Raw genomic sequence first — 19523 nt, forward strand, 5'->3', positions numbered from 1 at the left:
GGGCAGCCATGATGCCAGTGCGGCCGAACAGAACGTCAGGACTGCGGGCCGCGCCGTTGCTGAAGCCTCAGGCCCAGGCCCAGCAGGCCGAGCGCCAGCAGCGCCGCGCTGGAGGGCTCGGGCACGGCGCTGACCGTGAAGTCATGCCCGCTGGCGCCGACCGTGTTGAGCGCCGCCACAGAAGGGCGCAGATAGAAATTCGCCGTGTGGCTGAAGTCGGACTGAGCCCAGCGCGCCAGAGTGGCACTGGAGTCGACCGAGGCGCTCGCGTACAACATGCCCGAGACCATCAAAGAATGGCCCACCTCGGTGTCCAGAGCCAGGCTGTACCAGCCCGTGCTCTGCGTCTTGGCGTTCCAGCTGAAGATCTTCTGGGTGTTGCTGGTCCGGTCGGTGAGGCGAATTTCGGCCACGCCGTCGACGGCCAAGTGCCCACCCACCTCGAAAGAGGGCTGACTGATCTGCCCCTCGATCCACAGCAGCAATTCATAGCGCACCGGCGCACCCGGCGCCAGGCCCGCGCCCTGAACCTGCACGGTGTCGGCAAAGGTGGCCTGGGCTGTGCCGAAAGAGTAGCCGTAGTAATACGGCGCCGGGATGCCGCTCGGGTAGGCCGATTCGGCAAAAGCCTTGAGCCGGCCCATCGAGGCCTCCAGGGTGGCCCAGCCATAGCCGCCATTGCTGCCATCGACCCGGGCCGCCAGGCTCTGCGGCACTTGCGCCTCGGGCTGGTCCATCCAGTTGAAGTGCTCGGTGCGCTGGAGGTCCTCGCGCGGCCCCGGCGCAAAGGTCGAGGCCAGGGTGTTGACATGGCCGGTGATCTGGTAGTTCTGGGCCTGCGCCCCGGCCGCCGCCAACAGCAAACCCAGCGTCAGGCACAAGCCCGCGCCGCTGCGTGTCATCGAATTCTGGGTCTTCATCTTCCGCTCCTTGAATGTCGAACGCGCACCATGCGCACTCGCTTCAAGCCAACGGAAACCGGGCGCTGAACCCGGACATGAGGAACTAGGGGGGCAGACCTTCAGACGCCGCTGTGCAGCATGCCCAGGGTGCGTGCACGTGTCACCGCATGGCGGCGCGAACCGGCGGCCAGCTTGCCGTACAGGCCCTTGAGGTGCCATTTCACCGTCTCGGTGCTGACCCCCAGGGACTGGGCAATTTCCTTGTTCGAGTAGTTGCGCGCCAGCAGTTGCAGGATCTGGCTTTCCTTGGGCGTCAGCGCCTCGCTCGACGCCGCGGGGCTGAGCAAGCGCGGTGCCAGGCTCGGCTCCGCTGGCGTGGCTTGCGGGCTCAGGCTGCGGTAGCCGAGCAGGTGCAGCATGGTGCGCGGGTTCTTCAGCTTCATGGCGTCGCCCTGCTCATGGGCCAGGCGCGCCATGCGCGAGTAGGAATAGGCTTGCGCCATTTCGTCGGCCTCGGCCCAGGCATCGGCCAGATAGTCCAGCAAGGCCGGCGGAGGCTTCCAACCGGCGATGTTCAAGCCCCGGTTGAGCGCGGTCTGGGCGTAATGGATGGGCGCGCTGGGCGCCGTCATGCCCGGCGGGGGCGGCAGGCGGGCGCCGCTGTGGCGGTGCACCTCGGCCAGGGCCTCGGCGAGATCCACCGCCAGGGCCGAATAACCGAAGCGCTCGATCAGCTCCTGGGCCTCGGCAATGGCGGCCAAGGCCGCCTCGGTGCCGCCCAGCTGCGCCAAGGCGCGGGCCTGACGCACCAGATTGAGGGCCAGATTGACATTGGACTGGGCCGCACGGTAGAGCGCGATGCCCTCTTTCATCACCTCGATGGCTGCCGGCGCCTGGCCCTGAGCCAGCAGGGTCAGGGCCAGCTCGCTGCAGGCGAAGGCCTTGGCTGTGCCGGGCGGCGCCACCCGCAGCAAGGCCAGCGCTTCGTTGAGCACGGACTGACTTTCCTCAAAGCGACCCAGGTGGCGCAAGACGCGGCCGATCTGGGTCTGGCTGGTGCCCATCAGCACCGGCCACCCGGTGCGCGCGGCCAGCTCGGCCGCCTGCTCGAAGCAGCTGCCGGCATTGTTGAGGTCGCCCAACTCGAGCCAGGCATTGCCGGCATTCATGGTGATGATGCAAACGAAACGGCGCATGCCCATGCTGCGGGCCAACTCGGCGGCGCGCAGAAACAGGCCGGCAGCCGTGGCGGGCTCGCGCAGGCAGAGCGGAAAAGCCTGGGCCGCCAGTTGCCAGGCTTCGCTGGCCGGGCCGCCGCTCGCAACGGCGGAACCCAGGCCTAGGTCTTGCTGGCGCGCCAGGTCCTGGTGGGTCTGGCTGAGGCTGAACTCGCTGCAGGCAACTCCGCGCGCGATGCCGGCTCGTTGGGGGTCGCCACTGGCCGCGGACTGGATCTCGGCCTCGCGCAAGGCCTGCAGCTCGCGGCTGCGTTCGCCAGTGGCTTTCGCCAAGGCCGCTTCGACCAGGCAGGCGTCACAGGCGGCGGCCGGGTCCGGCGCCAGCCGCAGCTGGGCACGAGCACGCGCGAGTTGAGCCTCGGCCTCGTCCAAGCGGCAGAAATGCACGGCGATTTCACCGGCCGCCAGCGCCAACCTCAAGGCCAGGCCGGCCGCCTCTTGTGCGCTCAAGGGCCGGCCCGCGGCCTCGAAGATGGCCTGACGACGCTCACATTCAGCAATCAGCTTGAGCGCACGCAGGCTGTCGCGCTGGCGCAAATGCCAAGCCAGGGCGGCCACCAGCTGCAGGCGCTCCACCCCGGTGGCTTCTTCGAGCGCCAGTTCCAGCCGCGCCAGTTCGTCGTCGCACAGCTCGTACTTCATGCCGCGAGTCTAGAGGCTGAGCAAGGCCGTCCGACTCAGGCAAAGCCCATGGCCCCTCGAAACACGGGGGTCCCAATGGCGCGGAAACACCCCATTCACGCACCAGCCTGGTGCCTGCGGCCACAGGTTTTCCCGGGGGGGTGGCCGCGCCACCTCCACCCGCGGCGGGGGGGGTGATGGCGCGAGGGGCTGGCTAAGGTGAAGGCCATGTTCTGAGAGGTGCCCGCCGCCGGCTCAGAACGCCACGAAATTCAGACCCATCAAGGAGTGTTGACCCATGAAACATGAACACCTGGCCGGGAGTGCGCGCATCGGCGCTGGCCTGGCCCTGCTGAGCGCCCTGCTGGCGCCCCAGGCACAAGCCACCCAGCTGCCGCCGCAGAACCTGGCCCAACTGATCGCCCGCGCCGATGTCATCGTCAGCGGCCAGGTCACGGCGCTGAAGGACGGCATCCAAGACGGCCTGCCCTACACCGAGATCACGCTCAAGGTCAGCAGCAGCGCCAAGAAATCGCTGGAGGCCAAGAGCAACTACACGATCCGCCAGTACGGCCTGCTGCGCGCGCGCAAGCTCGACGACGGCCGCTACCTGCTGCCCGCCAAGATCGAGGGCATGCCCAACTGGCAGGTCGGCGAACGGGTGATGGCCTTCATGAACAAGCCGGCGGCCCGCTCGGGCTTCAGCACCCCCGTGGGCCTGGCCCAGGGCAAGCTGACCATCACCGGCAACAAGGTCAGCAACGGCTTCAACAACGTCGGCCTGTTCGAGGGCATGGTGGTGACACCGGGCCTGCTGCGCCGCAATGAAGCCCGCATGCTGGAAAACCGCGCCGGTGGTGTGGACCTGAACACCTTGCAAGGGCTGGTGCAACGCAGCCTCAAGAACAACTGGCTGGCCACGGGAGCAATGCGCTGATGAACACCCACTTCAAGACCACGCTGCTGGCCGGCCTGCTGCTGGCCGCCGCCAGCGCCCAGGCCGCCGGCCCGCTCTACCTGAACGACAAGCCGGGCAACCCTCAGCCCTTGCGCTGGGACACCACCCAAGGTCCGATCAAGGTCTACACCGATGTCGGCGTGTTCACCCGCAAGAACGACGGCAGCGTGTTCCTCAGCGCCGAGCAGGCCAACGCCATCACCGCGTTCGCGCTCAAGCAATGGAGCTCGGTCGCCACCTCGACTTGGCGCGCCCAGACCGACCCGGCGCAGTTCACCCCCTTCACCGCCGTGCCCAGCATCGGTCGCGACGTCAATGACGCCGCCAGCGCCCAGTTGGTCTATGGCCAGTACAACCAGGGCGGCTTCTACGTCATCTACGACGAAGACGGCCGCGTGCTGGAGGAATTCTTCGGTGTGCCGCGTGACCAGGTGCTGGGCATCGCCATGCCCGAGTTCGCCGAGGACCGCGACGGCGACGGCTACCCCGAGACCATCGTCAAGGCCACCGCCCTGATGAATGGCTGGATGGTCGGCCACGAAAGCCCGCCCGTCGGCCAACGCTCGGCACCGCCGGCTGACGTCAACGGGGCGCGTTATGCCGGCGTCTTCACACACGAGTTTGGCCACGCCATCAACCTGTCGCACTCGCAGGTCAACGGTCAGCTGGCTTTCATGAGCCAGCCCGGCTACGGCCGCGACCTCTACCCCGGCGTGCCCGGCTGTGTGGCACCGGTGCACCATTGGCTCTACGGCCCGGCCGCCAGCCATATCGACCCCAAGCAGGTCGAGACCATGTTCCCCTTCATCGACCCGCAAAGCGTGGCCAAGGGCCGCTCGATCGGCCAGGAGATGAGCACGGTGGACCGCGCGGACGACATTGCCGGCATCTCCAACCTCTACCCCACAGCCGACTATCAGGCCCGCACCGGCTCCATCGCCGGCAGCTTGCTGCTCAAGGACGGCAAGACCGGCTTCAGCGGCATCAACGTCGTCGCCCGCAATGTGCGCGACCCGCTCGGTGACGCGGTCTCGGCCATGTCGGGCGACCAGAGCCAGGGCAAGCTGGGCCCGGACGGACGCTTCCGCATCAACAACCTGAAACCGGGCGAGCGCTACCAGCTCTACATTGAGGAAATCAGCGGCGGCGGCTACCCGACCCGCCCGGCCATGCTCTTGTCCCAGGCCGAATACTGGAACAGCGGCGAGAGCCATGACCCGAAGCTGGACTCGCCCTGCCTGGCCGGCGCTATTGAGGTGCAGGCCGGCACGGTCAGCCCGGCCGACATCGTCTTCAACGGCCACCGCGACGGCGTGCAGTACGACTTCATCGGCGGTGTCTTCCTGAGCAGCATGTCGGCCGACGGCCAGCGCGCCGGTGGCGCCTACGGCTTCGGCTACCCGCTGTACTGGGACGCCAAAGAGGGCATTCAGCTGTTCCCGGAGAGCCTGGACCTGCTGTCTTCTTCGAGCAGCAATATGTCCAGCGATGGCCGCAAGATGCTGGTGGAGGCCAATTTCGACGGCATCGTTCACACCGACCCCGATGGCTACAGCTACACCATCAAGCAGATGGCGCTCTGGGACTTCGACACCGGCCAGGCCAGCCCCATGGGCGCACTCAGCGATGAGTGCGGCCTGGGCGGCGCCGCCGGCGTGACCAGCAGCTATGGCTTCGGCATGAACGCCAACGGCACCGCCGCCGTGGGCTACAGCGGCCATAAGAATGCCGATGGCAGCTGCGTCATGCACGACTGGGACACCGACCTGGGTTTGCAGGTCGTGCCCTACCGTTGGACGGCCGCAGGTGGCGGCAAGGCCCTGAAACTGGACGGCCTGGACCTGCGCGGCCTGCCCTGGATGCGCGCCAACGCCGTCTCCGGCGACGGCCTCGTGGTGGTGGGCACGGCCAACTACACCCGCGCCATTGGCTGGGTGGGCGACGCCAATCCGGTGGACCTGAGCGCCCTGACCGGCGCGATCAGCGCCGATGCGGTCAACTTCGACGGCAGCCGCGTGCCCCTGGCCACGGCCCAGGGCATGCTGATGTGGAACGCCCTCAAGGGCACCGGCCCAGATGCCTTCACGCCGCGCAGCAGCCCCAAGTACTGCATCGACATGCCCTTCATCAGCTGGGACGGCATCGACCACTGCGCGGTCGACGGCGCGGCCTGGGTGGAAGCCAATGCCGGCACACCGCAGCTCAACATCAGTGCCATCAGCGCCGACGGCCGCGTGGTGCTGGCCCGGGCCGGTGACTTCTTCACCATGTTCGCCGGCTTCATGTGGGTGGAGGACATCGGCTGGATCGGCCTGAACGACTTCCTGAAGAAGCAGGGCGTGGTCGAAGCAGACAAATACGGCCTGGAAAACCCGATCGCCCTCAGCGGCGGCGGGCAGGTGCTGATGGGCGGACTGACCGGCGCGCAAGCAACCTGGCGCGTCGATCTGAGCACCGTCTATGTTTGCAAGAACGGCCAGTCAAGCGCCGTCGCTTTCCCGGCCGGATTGAGCGACCCCATCAAAGCCGGCGCCAAGCTCGGCCGCTGCGAGAACCTCTGACCCTGTGACGAGGCGCTGCCTCGTCCCTACCGGAAACCCCTATGAAACTGCGCAATTCCTTCCCCCTCCACGCCCTGGCCCTGGCGGCCTTGCTGGGCAGTGCCGCTGCAGCGCACGCCGAGATGACCTTCTACAGCTCGCAAGCCTCATTCCAGGCCGCCATCTCGGCGCCGGTGGTGGACCGCTTCGACGACCTCTTCTGGGCCCAGGGCCCGGGCTCGCTGTACCGCGAGCCGGGCGCCGGCTACGGCTATGTGGTCAATGCGCTGAAGTTCGACGGCAGCGACTACTCGAGCTTCTACAACGCCGGCAGCGATGCCGATGTCTGGCTGTCCACCGACCAGGCCACCGACGTCATCAGCTTTGACTTCAACTACACGGACAAGGTCTACGGCGTCGGCGGCTTTTTCTTCGGCACCGACGCCCTGGGCGTCTTTCAGCCGGGCCAGAGCATCAAGCTGAACGCCCTGGACGCCGACGGCGTCGAACAGGTGGTCTTCATCGAAAACGCCCAACCGGGCACCTTCTACGGCTTTGCCTCGACCAGCCAGATTCGCTACTTCGAGATCAGCGCCGTGCAGCCGGCCGGTGGCCTGACCTGGGTGGCGGCCAATGACCTGGTGCTGGGCACGGTGGCGGCGGTGCCGGAGCCCAGCAGCGGCGCCCTGCTGCTGGGCGGGCTTGGGCTGCTGGGCTGCGGCGCCGCCCGGCGTTCGACAAAGGCGAAACCCAGGGCTGAGAACCCGAGAAATCCGCAAAACTGACAAACCGCTGCCAAGGGGCTGCGCCAGCGCAGCCCCCCTTGGAATGAGCACTTCGAGGCCGCCTGAACCTGCGTGAACAAGCGCACGGCAGGCGGCCTTTTCAATTGATAAAGCTAGTTTTTATCATTTCTATTATTTAAAGTGGAGTCCTGTACCGCAAACCGAGGACGTCGACATGAGCGCGCTCCAAGTGATACCCGATCCCAGCGACCACGCGCTGTCCCCCGTGCGTGAGCGCCTCGACACGGGTCGCAGCCAGGAGTTCTTGAGCTGCCAGTTGGGCGGCGTGTCCTACGGCATCCCGCTGCGCTGCGTGCAGGAAATCCGCTCCTACGAAGCCCCCACGCAGATCGCCAACGCGCCGGCCTGGGTCAAGGGCATCGTCGATCTGCGCGGCGTGATCGTGCCCATCGTCGATCTGCGCATGAGCTTCGGCCTGCCCCAGGTGAACTACGACGCGCTGACCGTGACCGTGGTGCTGCACATGCGCGAGCGGGTGATCGGCGTGGTGGTCGACTCGGTCAGCGATGTGCTGGCCCTGAGCGGCCCACAGATCAAGCCCGCGCCCAGCTTCAGCCACGCACTGGACGCCAGCTACATCGCCGGCATCGGCACGCCAGACGCCGAGGACACACAGCGCATGCTGATCTTGCTGGACATCGAACGCCTGCTCGGTGGCGCCGCCATGGGCCTGCTGCCCGCCGACCTGCTGCCGCTGAACTGAGCCATGCCTCACGCCAAACACCCACTGCATCGCGCCTTCAACCCCATCTGCCACCATCAAGCCTGAATCACACCATGAAGCTGATTGCCTCGCTGGGCATCACCCAGCGCCTCTACCTTGTATCCGCCGTGGTGTGCAGCAGCCTGGCCGCGGTGACGATTTACGCCTGGTCCAACTTGGGCTCGGTCACCGCCACCGCCCTGCAGACCGAGACCGTGCGCGTGCCACAGCTCTCGCGCATGAGCCAGATGGAGCTCAACTTGACGCACGCCTCGCTGGAGCTGCGCCACGCCATCCTGGCGCCCACGCCCGCGGAGCAGGCCAAGGCCTTGACCGAAATCCAAGCCCGTCGCCAGCTGATCCAGGAAGAGCTGGATGGCTTTGAGCAGCACCTGAGCACCGAGAAGGGGCGACAGATGTTTGCCGGCCTGCCCACCAAGCTGCAAAGCTTCTGGCAAACCGCCGAACAAGACATTCGCATGCTTGAAGAGGGCCGCAAGGCCGATGCCTACGTGCATCTGACGGACCAAACCGTGCCCAAACGCAATGAAGTGCTGGCCGTGCTGGAGCCCTTGGTCAACTACCAGACCGAATTGCTGGTGCGCGATCTGCAAAGCGTGGAGACACGCACCGTGCAGATCGAGCGAGGGCTGGAGCTGCTGGTCGTCGGCAGCATTCTGCTGCTGCTGAGCTCCACCTTCCTGATCGGCCGGGCTTTGCGTCACCGACTTGGTCTGGCGCGGGCCGTGGCGGAACGCGTGCGCGACGGCGACCTGACGCCACTCGGCGAAGACCCACGCCGCGATGAGTTCAGCCCCTTGCTGGCTGCGCTGCGGCAGATGCAGTCCGGCCTGTCAGACCTGGTCACTCAGGTGCGGGGCAGCTCGGAGAGCGTGGCCACAGCCAGCAGCGAGATTGCGCAGGGCAGTTTGGAACTGTCCAGCCGCACTGAAGAGCAAGCCAGCGCCCTGCAGCAAACGGCGGCCTCGATGGAGCAGTTGGGCGCCACCGTGCGCCAGAGCAGCGAGAGCGCCCAGCAAGCCAACCAACTGGCTCAAGGCGCCAGTCAGGTGGCCATCCAAGGCGGATATGTGGTGGGCCAGGTGGTCAGCACCATGAAGGACATCAACGAAGCCTCACAGCGCATCGCCGACATCATCGGTGTGATCGATGGCATTGCCTTCCAGACCAACATCCTGGCGCTGAACGCCGCCGTGGAATCGGCACGGGCCGGTGAACAGGGGCGAGGCTTTGCCGTGGTGGCCAGCGAAGTGCGCCATCTGGCACAGCGCAGCGCCGCGGCGGCCAAGGAAATCAAGAGCTTGATCACCGCCAGCGTCGAACGGGTGGAAAAGGGCTCGCAGCTGGTGGACGAAGCCGGTGCCACGATGGACGAAGTGGTGCGCGCCATCCAGCGCGTGACCAACATCATGGGCGAAATCAGCGCCGCCAGCGTCGAGCAAAACGCTGGCATGAGCCAGATCAGCGACGCCGTCACACAAATGGACCTCACCACACAGCAGAACGCGGCCTTGGTGGAAGAAAGCGCAGCCGCAGCGGACAGCCTGCGCTCGCAAGCGGCTGGCCTGGTGCGGGCTGTGGGGGTGTTCCATCTGAGCGAGCAGGACTCGCCGAAGCCGGCGCTGGAGCAGGTGCGCAGGCTCAAGCCGGTGGCACAGCCCCCGGCTTTTGCGCCCAGCCCCGCCTCGAACGCCGCCTGGGCTGGACAAGAGCGTCGCGGCGCCGATCGCGCAAAGAATGTGGTTCGACCCAACTTCAAGGCCGCGCCGACGACGGCGTCGCGTGCCAGCACGCGCGTCGCCACCGCCACTGGCACGGACACCGATCAATGGCAGAGCTTCTGATGCACGCCGCAGGCGCGCCAACAAGCCTGACCGAGCGATAGCGCACAGACCCACGCCGGCTGCCGCGCCAGCATTCGGGCTTCTTGAGGAGCTCGATGATGAATGTGTCCAAACGCTTGGCTCTGGGCTTTGCTGCCGTGTTGATGATTCTGGTGATCGTGGCCGGCATCGCCATGGTGAAGGTGTACGCCATCGAAGGCGCACTCCAGGCCAACAGCCAGGAGCACACACAAATTCAGCGTTACGCCATCAACTTTCGCGGTTCGGCGCATGACCGCGCCATTGCCAGCCGGGACTATGTGCTGGCCAGCACAGCCGAGCAGCGCAGCAAGGAGGCCAGCACCATTGCCAGCTTGGCCAAGTTCTATGCGGATTCGGCGGCACCGCTCGAAGAAAAGATCGGCCGGTCCGCGGACGCGCGCGAGCTGAAGCGCTTGTATGGCGCGATCCAGGCGATCGAAGCCGAATCCGTCGCTTCAAGCCAGGCCGTGATGAGCGCCATGGATCAGGGCGATACCGCGACAGCCGGCGCCGCGCTGTGGACGCGGGTGAAGCCGCAGTACGTGCGCTGGCTGGGCGCGATCAACGCGCTGATCGATTTCGAGGAGGCTCGGGTCCAGGCGCTCAACAAGGTGGCGATGGATGAGGCTGAGGGCTTTCGCGCCGTGATGTTGACGGCGCTCGCCTTGGGTCTGATCTGCGGCAGCGCCCTGGCCTGGTCCATCTCCGGCAAGATCTTGGGGCAGTTGGGGGCCGAACCGGCCCGCCTGAGCGAGGTGGCGCAGCGTGTGGCCGGGGGTGATTTGAGTGAGGTCGAGGGTGCGGCGCAGGCCACGCCGGGCAGCGTGCTGGCCTCCCTGGCCGCCATGCAACAGGCCCTGGCACGCGTGGTCGGCCAGGTGCGGCAGGCCTCGGACTCGATCGCCACCGGCTCGGCAGAAATCGCCAAAGGCAATCTGGACCTGTCGCAGCGCACCGAAATGCAAGCGAGCAGCCTGCAAGTGACCGCGGCCACCATGGACGAACTGGGCAGCACGGTGCGCAACAACAGCGACAGCGCCAAACAGGCCGATCAGCTCGCCAAGCAGGCCTCCGCGGTGGCCGGACAAGGCGGCGAGGTCGTGGGCAAAGTGGTCGCCACCATGCAGGACATCAATGAAAGCAGCCGCAAGATCGGCGACATCATCAGCGTCATCGACGGCATTGCCTTCCAGACCAATATCCTGGCGCTCAATGCGGCAGTGGAAGCGGCGCGCGCGGGCGAACAGGGGCGCGGCTTTGCCGTCGTCGCCTCGGAAGTCCGCAGCCTGGCCCAGCGAAGCGCCGAGGCGGCCAAGGAGATCAAGTCCCTGATCGGCCGCAGCGTTGAGCAGGTGGAGCAAGGCAGTGCCCTGGTCGGACAAGCCGGCCAGACCATGGGCGAGATCGTGCAGTCGATCCAGCGCGTGAGCGACATCGTGGCCGAGATCACCGTGGCCACCCTGGAGCAAGGCAGGGGCATCGCGCAAGTGGGTCAGTCCGTCAGCCAGATGGACCGCTCCACCCAGCAGAACGCCGCCCTGGTGGAAGAAAGCGCCGCGGCGGCGGAGAGCCTGCGGGTTCAGGCCCAGGATCTGGTGCAAGCGGTCGCGGTGTTCCGCCTGCGCGACGCGGCCCGGCGAAGCTGAGCCCGCTCAGATCGCCAGCGGGTCCACGTCCACCGCCCAGCGCAGCACGCCCTTGTGCTCGCGCTTGAGCAGGTGCAGCTCAGGCATCCAATGCCAGAGCAGGCGCTGCAGATCGCCGCGGCTGCCGGCCTCGACCAGCATCTGCAAGCGCTCGACATTGGCCACCCGGGCCACGCTCATGGGGATGGCCGGGTAGATCAACGTGCCGCGCGCCTCGGGCAGGGCCTGGGCAAAGGCGGACGCCGCTTTCAGAAAGCCCAGGGCCGCTTCGGCCGTGCGCCCCTCGGCGCGCAGCAAAGCCAGATGGGCAAACGGCGGCAGGCCGGCCGATTCGCGCTCGGCCAGCTGGCTCTTGGCAAAGGCCTCGAAGTCATGGCTTTGCAGTGATTTGTAGAGCGCATGCTCGGGGTGCCAGGTCTGCACCCACATCTCGCTGCGTGCCGCCGCTTCGGCGTCACGCCCGGCCCGGCCGCCGGCCTGCATCAACAGGGCAAAGAGCCGCTCGGGGGCGCGGAAGTCACTGCTGAACAAGGCACCGTCGGGGTTGACCGCCGCGACCAGGGTGATGCGACGGAAGTCGTGGCCTTTGGTCACCATCTGGGTGCCGACCAGGATGTCGACCTCGCCGCTGTGGACCGCCGCCAACTGCGCCTCCAGCTCGCCTTTGTGCTTGCTGCTGTCGGCATCGATGCGCAGCACGCGGGCGCCGGGCAGCTGTTCCTGCAACTGCTCTTCCAGGCGCTCGGTGCCGCGGCCCAGGGGTGCGATGTCCTGGTTGCCGCAAGTCGGGCAGGCGCTGGGCACCCGCTCGGTGAACCCGCAGTGGTGGCAGCGCAGGGTGCGGTCGCCCTTGTGGAACACGCGCCAGGCGCTGCAATGCGGGCAGTCGCTTTTCCAGTTGCATTCGGCGCAGTGCAAGACCGGGGCATAGCCGCGCCGATTCAGGAAGATCAGGCTTTGCTCGCCGCGCGCCAGACGCAGGCGCAGGGCCTCCAGCAGCGGTGCGGTCAGCGCCGTCGTGACGCCTTTGCTCAGCGGCAAGCGCTTCATGTCAAAGAGGCGCACACGCGGCAAGGCGCCGCCACCGATGCGGCCCGGCAGCAGCAGGCGCTTGTAGCGCCCTTCATTGGCCTTTTGCCAGCTCTCCAGCGAGGGCGTGGCCGAGCCCAGGATGACCGGGATCTTTTCCTGATGGGCGCGGTAGATGGCCAGATCGCGGGCCGAGTAGCGGGCGCCGTCCTGCTGCTTGTAGGATGGGTCGTGTTCCTCGTCGACGACGATCAGGCCCAGGCGCGGCATGGAGGCAAACACGGCCAGGCGCGTGCCCAGCACCAGATCGGCCTCGCCCATGTGCGCGGCCAGCCAGTTGCGCAGGCGCTGAGCCGGGGTCAAGGCGCTGTGCAGGGAGACGATGCGATGGCAGGCGGCACCATCGGCTTGCAGGCCGCCGAAGCGCTCGGCAAAACGCGCTTCCAGCTGCGGCGTCAGATTGATCTCGGGCACCAGCACCAGGACCTGGCGGCCTTGCGCCAAGGCGTGCTCAGCGGCGCGCAAATAGACCTCGGTCTTGCCACTGCCGGTGATGCCGTAGAGCAGCACGGGTGCGGGGGCACGGTCGCGGGCGGCGCTCAGCAAGGCATCAAGCTCGTCCAGCACCTGCTGCTGGGCCGGGTTCAATGTCGGCCGTGCCGGCGCTGGCGCCGACGCGTCGGCCGGCGTGGCCAGAAACTTGTCGAGCTTCTTGAGCCGCGCACGGAGCTGGGCACTGTCCAGCTCGCGCAGCTGCGGCGGCAGCACGGCCAGGGCCAGCTCGCCAATGCTGCGCTGGTAATAGCTGGCGGCAAACTCCAGCAGCTGGCACCAGGCCGCGCTCAAGGGCGGCAAACCCTCCAACTCGGCCAGGATGGGGCGCAGCATGGAGGCCTCGACCTGCCCCTCGGGTTCACCGGGCCAAACGATGCCCATCAGCTCGCGCCGACCCAAGGGCACACGCACCAGGCTGCCCGGTGCGAGCGCCCGCTCACTGAGATAGTCCAGCGGGCCGCTGAGGCCGCTGTGCTGCGGCGCCTCGACCGCGACGCGGATGCGCAGCAAGCCGGCCAGCTCAGTCATGCGCGCAGCTCAGGCCGGGCTCGACACCAGTCGCTTGAGAGTTTGAATGAGCTTTGCGAGCTAAGTGCATGATTTAAAAGGGCCCGAAAAACAATGCACCAAATCTGTGGATAACTTTGTGGGGAAAGTTCGAAGAATGCACGCCGGCACGATGTGTCACAGCACTTACCAATGCCAGACCATTCTCCTCCGTGCCGAGTCGCCGTCTTATAAATCAAGCACTTAGCGAGCAATCGGGAAAACACCAAGCTGCAGTGCAGCACAGGCCCCGGGTCTGTCTCGCTTCGAGAAAATTGGGGATAAGTCTCTACCCTGAGTGCTTACTTCACGTTTTGTGGCCGTGTTTTTTGGCCCGGCCGCAGCGGCCGCCGGGCCCGGGCCGCGCTCAGACGCCGGCGCGCAGGCGACGTGAGTGGGCGTGCACCTCGTCCACCAGGGCCGTGACATGCTCAGGCGGGGTGAACTGGCTGATGCCATGTCCCAAATTGAACACATGACCGTCCCAGCCACCATCGGCACGCTGCGGATTGCCAAAGCTGTCCAGCACCGAGCGCACCTGCTCGCGAATGGCGTCCGGCGGCGCGAACAAGACATTCGGGTCGAGATTGCCTTGCAGGGCGACCCGGCTGCCGACCTGAGCGCGAGCGCGGCCGAGGTTGGCTGTCCAGTCCAGGCCCACCACATCGGCGCCGGCATCGGCGATTTCGTCCAGCCAGAGCGCACCGCCCTTGGTGAACAGGATGCGCGGGATGCGCTGGCCTTCATGCTCGGTCTTGACCTGGGCCAGCACGCGGCGCGAGTAGTCGAGGCTGAAGCGCTGGAACATGCCGTCGGCCAGCACACCACCCCAGCTGTCGAACAGCATCACGGCCTGGGCGCCGGCTTCGATCTGGGCGTTCAGATACTGAGCCACGGCGTCGGCATTGACCTGCAGGATGCGGTGCATCAGGTCGGGGCGGGCGTACATCAGGCTCTTGACCTGGCGGTAGTCGTCCGAGCCGCCGCCTTCGACCATATAGCAGGCCAGGGTCCAGGGGCTGCCGGAGAAGCCGATCAGGGGCACGCGTCCGTTCAAGGCCTTGCGGATGGAGCTGACGGCGTCGAAGACGTAGCGCAGCTTGTCCATATCAGGCACGGCCAGCGCCGCCACGGCGGCCTCATCACGCACGACCTTGGCGAACTTGGGACCCTCTCCGATGGCGAAGGACAGGCCCAGGCCCATGGCATCGGGCACGGTCAGGATGTCGCTGAACAGGATGGCTGCATCGAGCTTGTAGCGCTCCAGCGGCTGCAAGGTCACCTCGGTCGCGTAGTCGCGGTTGGTGGCCAGACCCATGAAGCTGCCGGCCTTGGCCCGCGTGTCGCGGTACTCGGGCAGGTAGCGGCCGGCCTGGCGCATCAGCCAGACGGGGGTGTAGTCGGTAGGCTGGCGCAGACAGGCGCGCAGGAAGGTGTCGTTTTGCAGAGGTGCATTCATGCGCGGATTATCCGATGCCGCGATAGGCTGAGCTTGCTGCAGAGCAAGCAGCGCGCCTGGGACCTGTCATCAGTTACCGTCATCAAGCGCTGCGATACTCGGCCGGCACTTGATTTCGCACGGCGGGCCGCCACATGGCGCTCTACCCTCGAACGATTCCATCACGGAGGATTTCCATGTCGGCCATCTCGATGACCAAGCGCGGCGCCACCACGACGGCGGCCGCCCTCGCCCTGACCCTCTCGCTCAGCGGCTGCGGCTACAACGAATTCCAGACCCTGGATGAACAAGTCAATGCCAACTGGGCCGAGGTGCTGAGCCAATACCAACGCCGCGCCGACCTGATCCCCAATATCGTCAACACGGTCAAGGGCGAGGCCAATTTCGAGCAAGAAACCCTGACCAAGGTGATCGAGGCTCGCGCCAAGGCCACCAGCATCCAGGTCACGCCCGAGCTGGCCAAGGACCCGGAAGCCTTGAAGAAATTCCAGGCCGCCCAGGGCGAGGTGTCGAGCGCCCTCTCGCGCCTGCTGGTGGTCAGCGAGAACTACCCCAACCTCAAGGCCAACCAAGGCTTTCAGGACCTGCGCGTGCAGCTCGAAGGCACGGAGAACCGCATCACCGTGGCGCGCAACCGCTACATCAAATCGGTGGCCGACTACAACGTGCACACCCGCCAGTTCCCCAGCAACCTGACCGCCAAGGTGATGGGTTATGAGGTCAAACCCAATTTCACGGTTCAGAACGAGGCGGCGATCAGCAACGCCCCGGCCGTGAGCTTCGACAAGCCGGCTTCCAAATAAGCAAGCCATGAGCAAGGCGCTTCGCCTGCTGTTTCCGCTTTGGCTGTTTGCCCTGCTGAGCGGCGGCGTCGGCATGCCGGCCTGGGCCCAGGACGTGCGCCCGGTGCCGGTGCTCAGCCACCAGGTCATGGACCAGACCGGCACGCTCAGCACGGCGCAGCGCGAAGCGCTGGAAAGCAAACTCGCGCGCCTCGAGCGCGAGACCGGCACGCAGCTGGTGATCCTGATGGTGGCCAGCAGCCAACCCGAGGACATCGCGGCCTATGCGCAACGCGTGGGCGATGCCTGGAAGATCGGCCGCAAGGACGTGGGCGACGGCGTGTTGATCGTGGTCGCCAAGGACGACCGCAAGGTGCGCATCGAGGTGGCCAAGGCGCTGGAAGGTGCTGTGCCCGACCTTGCGGCTCGACTGATCATCCAAAGCGCCATCACGCCGGCCTTCAAGGCAGGTGACTATGCCGGTGGCTTGAATCTGGCCATCGACCAGTTGGACGCGCGCATCCGCGGTGAGGCATTGCCGCCGCCTACTGCGGCCACCCGCCCCGGCGCCGGCGATAGTGGCTTTGATTTCGAATCGCTGGCGGCGCTGTTCTTCATCGGCGTGCCCATGCTCGGTGCCGTGCTGACCGCTGTCTTCGGCCGCAAGCTGGGCAGTGTGGCGACGGGCGGCATCGCCGGTTCGGCCGCTGGCTGGCTGGCCTCCAGCCTGTTGATTGGCAGCCTGGCCGGCTTCGCATCCCTGGTGCTGGTGGGCTTGATGGGTGTGGGCGCCTCACGCGGCCGCAGTGGCCGCAGTGGCCGTGGCGGAAACCACGATCTTCCCATCATCTGGGGTGGAGGTGGAGGCGGCAGCTGGGGTGGCGGCAGTAGCGACAGCGGCGGAGGGTTCTCCTCCGGCGGCGGGGGCGACTTTGGCGGCGGCGGCGCCTCGGGGGATTGGTGATGGGAGGCAGCAAGAAGCAAGGCTGGCTGCGTTGGCTACGCCACCGCTGGACGGACAGCGGCGATGTGCGACGAGCGCTGCCGGACAGCGCCATGGCGCGAATCGAAGCGCTGGTCAGAGCCAGTGAATCGATGCACAGCGGCGAGATCTGCGTCTGCGTGGAAGCCGGTTTGCCCTTGTCCTATTTGTGGAAGGGCTTGCGGGCACGTCAACGCGCCTTGACCCTGTTCGGCAAGCTCAGGGTCTGGGACACCGAAGCCAACAACGGCGTGCTGATTTACCTCTTGCTGGCGGACCAGGCGGTGGAGGTGGTGACCGACCGCGGTCTCAATGCCGTGGTCACCGCTCAGCAATGGCAAGCCTTGATTGCAGCACTGGGCGAACATCTGCGAGCCGGGCAGTTTGAAACCGGACTTTGCGAAGCGGTCGAGGGCGTGAGCCAACTGCTGACTCAGCACTTCCCTCTGGCACCGGGCCAGATCAACCCGAACGAACTGGCCGATGCCGTCGTGCGCCTGTAGGCAGTTGCGCCGATTCAGCGCCCCTTGATCGGCTTCAAGCTGCCGCTGAAGCTTTCCGTCAGGGGCTTGCTGCCCAGGGCGGGAAACTTGAGTTTGGCTTGTGGCACGCGCACATCGGGCAGATGGTCGAGCAGATGGCGGATCAGGGTCAAGCGGCCCAAGCGCTGGTCATTGAAATCCACCAGGGTCCAGGGCGCGCATTTCTTGTGCGTCGCCTTGAGCATGCGTTCGCGAGCCAGGCCGTAGTCGGCGTAGCGGGCGCGCGCTTCCAGGTCGATCGGCGAGAGCTTCCAGCGTTTCAGCGGATCACCCAGACGCTCGGCAAAGCGCTGCTCCTGCTGGGCCTGATCGACGCACAACCAGTACTTGAACAAGAGAACGCCGTCGTCCACCAGCATTCGTTCGAACACTGGCGCCTGCTTCAGGAAGGCCTCGGTCTGAGCTGGCGTGCAAAAACCCATGACGGTCTCGACGCCCGCGCGGTTGTACCAGCTGCGGTCGAACAAGGCGATTTCGCCCGCGGCCGGCAGATGCGGCACATAGCGCTGGAAGTACCACTGTCCGAGCTCGCGCTCGCTGGGCTTACCCAGTGCGACGGTGTGGCACTGGCGCGGATTCAGCGTTTCCGAAATGGCCGCAATCGTGCCGCCTTTGCCGGCCGTGTCCCGGCCTTCGACCAGCACGACGAGGCGTTTGCCGGTGTGCTGTAACCACTGCGCCATGGCGCTGAGCTCCAGCTGCATGGGCGCCATGCGCTCCAGGTACTCGGACTTGCTGAGCTTGCTGCCGTTGCCGTTGCCGTTGGCAACACCGGACTTGGGTTTCTTGCTGGCCATCGTCGCTCCCGATCAGAAGCGAAGCAGCATACGACCAAAGCGATCAGGCCAGCAGCAGCGTCTGCATGCCCACCCAGCTCTCGCCCGGCGCTAGCTGCACCGGCTGGCGGATCTGGGCCGCCTCGATGCAGAGCATTTGCTGGTAGCCCTCGGCCGGCATATCGGCCAGGGCCGCGCACTTCTCGGCGCCCGGGTTCCAGACCACCGTGTCTTCGAAACCTTGCTGGCGGATCAGCAGCTGGCGGCTGCGGTTGATCAGCTGTTCCTTGAGGGCCAGGTCTTGCTTGAGCCCATGGTAGATGCGGTCCAGATCGCCGCCCGGCAGCAGCAGCTCGACGCGCTGACGCTTGAGCTCGCCACCGGCGGCGCTGTCCTCGTACTGCAGACCGCTCAGGCCCTCGACGCTGCTCGAGTCCAGATCGTTCAGGCGCAGATAGGTGTGCAGGGCGCTGGTGAAATCAAAGCTCGACTCGCCGGTGTTTTCGCAGGCCAGCTCGATCTGCAACTCGCGGCCGCTGATGCGCACGCTGAGTTCCAACTCAAACGCGTGTGGCCAGAACATGCGGCTTGCAGCATCGTCGCTCAGGCGCAGCACGGCCAGGGCATCGTCGGCGCCCTGCTCGGCCGAGACCAGCTGCCAGGGCTTGCTGCGGGCAAAGCCATGGCGCTTGAGCGGGCCGCGCGTGGCGAACTGCGGAAAGATCACAGGCACGCCGCCACGGATCGCCTCACCGTTGGCATAGGCGGTCTTGGGCGAGACGTAGAGCTGTTCCTCGCCGCCGGCCGGCACCCAGGACAGAAGGTGAGCGCCATGCAGCAGAACGGTCGCACGAGCGCCGTCGGGCGACAGCAGTTCAATCGCATCGAGGCCCTGGTGGCGGGTGATGGCAATGGACTTGGGCGTGGCGGCGGTCATGGCGAGGCTCTCGGCGATGAAGGGGTTGTTCTTGAGGATTTCAAAAGGACAACGCCCGCCAGACTTGCGTCGGCGGGCGCTGGGTTCAGAGCCAGAAAAGCGGAGCTTCCCGACCCTGGAACTTGCGAATTACTTCTGACGGAACTTGCGCAGCGCCGCGATCTGAGCCGCCATGGCGGCGAATTCGCTTTGCGCAGCGGCAAAGTCAATGTCGCTCTTGGCGTTCTTCATCGCTTCCTCGGCCAACTTCTTGGCTTCGGTGGCCTTGGCTTCGTCGAGGTCCTTGCCGCGGATGGCGGTGTCGGCCAGCACAGTCACCGTGCCCGGCTGCACTTCCAGAATGCCACCGGCGACGAAGACGAACTCTTCGCTGCCGTCGGCCTTCTCGATGCGCACGGCACCCGGCTTGATGCGGGTGATCAGGGGCGTGTGCTTGGGCAAGATGCCCAGCTCGCCGCCTTCACCCGGCAGCGCGACGAACTTGGCTTCGCCGGAGAAGATCTGCTCTTCGGCGGAGACCACGTCAACATGAATGGTTGCCATGATTTGTATCGTCCTTAGCGTTGAAAAAGAGAGTTAGCAGGAGCTGCCGCCGAAGGTTTGAGGCCCGCGGCG

The 19523-nt window shown here is 66.3% G+C and carries 16 protein-coding genes; 9 read left to right on the forward strand and 7 right to left on the reverse strand.

Features of this window, described 5'->3' with window-relative positions:
• Window positions 1-35: 35 nt before the first annotated feature.
• A complete protein-coding gene (locus LNV28_RS11970) occupies window positions 36-920 on the reverse strand; it encodes a PEP-CTERM sorting domain-containing protein (RefSeq protein ID WP_263517780.1) in 885 nt (294 codons plus the stop codon).
• Window positions 921-1021: 101 nt separating this feature from the next.
• Window positions 1022-2782 (reverse strand): LuxR C-terminal-related transcriptional regulator, encoded by a 1761-nt coding sequence (locus tag LNV28_RS11975; protein ID WP_263517781.1) that lies wholly within the window; start codon window positions 2780-2782, stop codon window positions 1022-1024.
• A 277-nt stretch (window positions 2783-3059) separates the two neighbouring features.
• Between LNV28_RS11975 and LNV28_RS11980 the strand changes: the two genes are divergently transcribed.
• From LNV28_RS11980 to LNV28_RS12010, 6 genes are all read left to right on the forward strand, one after another.
• The gene (locus tag LNV28_RS11980; RefSeq protein WP_263517782.1) at window positions 3060-3698 is read left to right on the forward strand and encodes a hypothetical protein; all 639 of its coding nucleotides are present in this window, start codon (window positions 3060-3062) and stop codon (window positions 3696-3698) included.
• Window positions 3698-6280: a peptidase associated/transthyretin-like domain-containing protein gene (locus LNV28_RS11985; protein WP_263517783.1), complete on the forward strand. Its 2583-nt coding sequence runs from the start codon at window positions 3698-3700 to the stop codon at window positions 6278-6280. Before LNV28_RS11980 ends, LNV28_RS11985 begins: the two co-directional genes overlap by 1 nt.
• Window positions 6281-6321: 41 nt before the next feature.
• On the forward strand, window positions 6322-7044 hold the full coding sequence (locus LNV28_RS11990) for a PEP-CTERM sorting domain-containing protein (protein WP_263517784.1): 723 nt from the start codon (window positions 6322-6324) through the stop codon (window positions 7042-7044).
• A 175-nt stretch (window positions 7045-7219) separates the two neighbouring features.
• Window positions 7220-7768 carry a chemotaxis protein CheW gene (locus tag LNV28_RS11995; protein WP_263517785.1) on the forward strand — a complete coding sequence of 183 codons (549 nt, stop codon included), beginning with the start codon at window positions 7220-7222 and terminating at the stop codon, window positions 7766-7768.
• A gap of 74 nt (window positions 7769-7842) precedes the next feature.
• Window positions 7843-9633 (forward strand): methyl-accepting chemotaxis protein, encoded by a 1791-nt coding sequence (locus LNV28_RS25075; protein WP_318013852.1) that lies wholly within the window; start codon window positions 7843-7845, stop codon window positions 9631-9633.
• Window positions 9634-9731: 98 nt separating this feature from the next.
• Window positions 9732-11300 (forward strand): methyl-accepting chemotaxis protein, encoded by a 1569-nt coding sequence (locus LNV28_RS12010; RefSeq protein ID WP_263517786.1) that lies wholly within the window; start codon window positions 9732-9734, stop codon window positions 11298-11300.
• A gap of 6 nt (window positions 11301-11306) precedes the next feature.
• Here the strand turns inward: LNV28_RS12010 and LNV28_RS12015 are convergent, their stop codons facing one another.
• Both LNV28_RS12015 and hemE read right to left on the reverse strand, forming a co-directional pair.
• On the reverse strand, window positions 11307-13412 hold the full coding sequence (locus tag LNV28_RS12015; protein ID WP_263517787.1) for a primosomal protein N': 2106 nt from the start codon (window positions 13410-13412) through the stop codon (window positions 11307-11309).
• A gap of 385 nt (window positions 13413-13797) precedes the next feature.
• Window positions 13798-14889 (reverse strand): uroporphyrinogen decarboxylase, encoded by a 1092-nt coding sequence (hemE, locus tag LNV28_RS12020; protein ID WP_263517788.1) that lies wholly within the window; start codon window positions 14887-14889, stop codon window positions 13798-13800.
• 176 nt (window positions 14890-15065) lie between these two features.
• Between hemE and LNV28_RS12025 the strand changes: the two genes are divergently transcribed.
• The 3 genes from LNV28_RS12025 to LNV28_RS12035 are packed head-to-tail and all read left to right on the forward strand — an operon-like array spanning window position 15066 to window position 17156.
• Entirely contained in the window at window positions 15066-15692 is a 627-nt protein-coding gene (locus LNV28_RS12025) for a LemA family protein (protein WP_411969966.1), read from the forward strand.
• A gap of 7 nt (window positions 15693-15699) precedes the next feature.
• Entirely contained in the window at window positions 15700-16635 is a 936-nt protein-coding gene (locus LNV28_RS12030) for a TPM domain-containing protein (RefSeq protein ID WP_263517789.1), read from the forward strand.
• On the forward strand, window positions 16635-17156 hold the full coding sequence (locus LNV28_RS12035; RefSeq protein WP_263517790.1) for a TPM domain-containing protein: 522 nt from the start codon (window positions 16635-16637) through the stop codon (window positions 17154-17156). Before LNV28_RS12030 ends, LNV28_RS12035 begins: the two co-directional genes overlap by 1 nt.
• 14 nt (window positions 17157-17170) lie before the next feature.
• Here LNV28_RS12035 and ppk2 read toward each other — a convergent pair whose 3' ends face one another.
• From ppk2 to LNV28_RS12050, 3 genes are all read right to left on the reverse strand, one after another.
• Window positions 17171-17992 carry a polyphosphate kinase 2 gene (ppk2, locus tag LNV28_RS12040; RefSeq protein WP_263517791.1) on the reverse strand — a complete coding sequence of 274 codons (822 nt, stop codon included), beginning with the start codon at window positions 17990-17992 and terminating at the stop codon, window positions 17171-17173.
• A 43-nt stretch (window positions 17993-18035) separates the two neighbouring features.
• Window positions 18036-18908: a D-hexose-6-phosphate mutarotase gene (locus tag LNV28_RS12045; protein WP_263517792.1), complete on the reverse strand. Its 873-nt coding sequence runs from the start codon at window positions 18906-18908 to the stop codon at window positions 18036-18038.
• Between the two features lie 129 nt (window positions 18909-19037).
• Window positions 19038-19451 (reverse strand): F0F1 ATP synthase subunit epsilon, encoded by a 414-nt coding sequence (locus tag LNV28_RS12050; protein ID WP_102769300.1) that lies wholly within the window; start codon window positions 19449-19451, stop codon window positions 19038-19040.
• Window positions 19452-19523: the final 72 nt, after the last annotated feature.

Source organism: Paucibacter sp. DJ2R-2, from assembly GCF_025717675.1.
GTDB lineage: Bacteria > Pseudomonadota > Gammaproteobacteria > Burkholderiales > Burkholderiaceae_C > Paucibacter_A.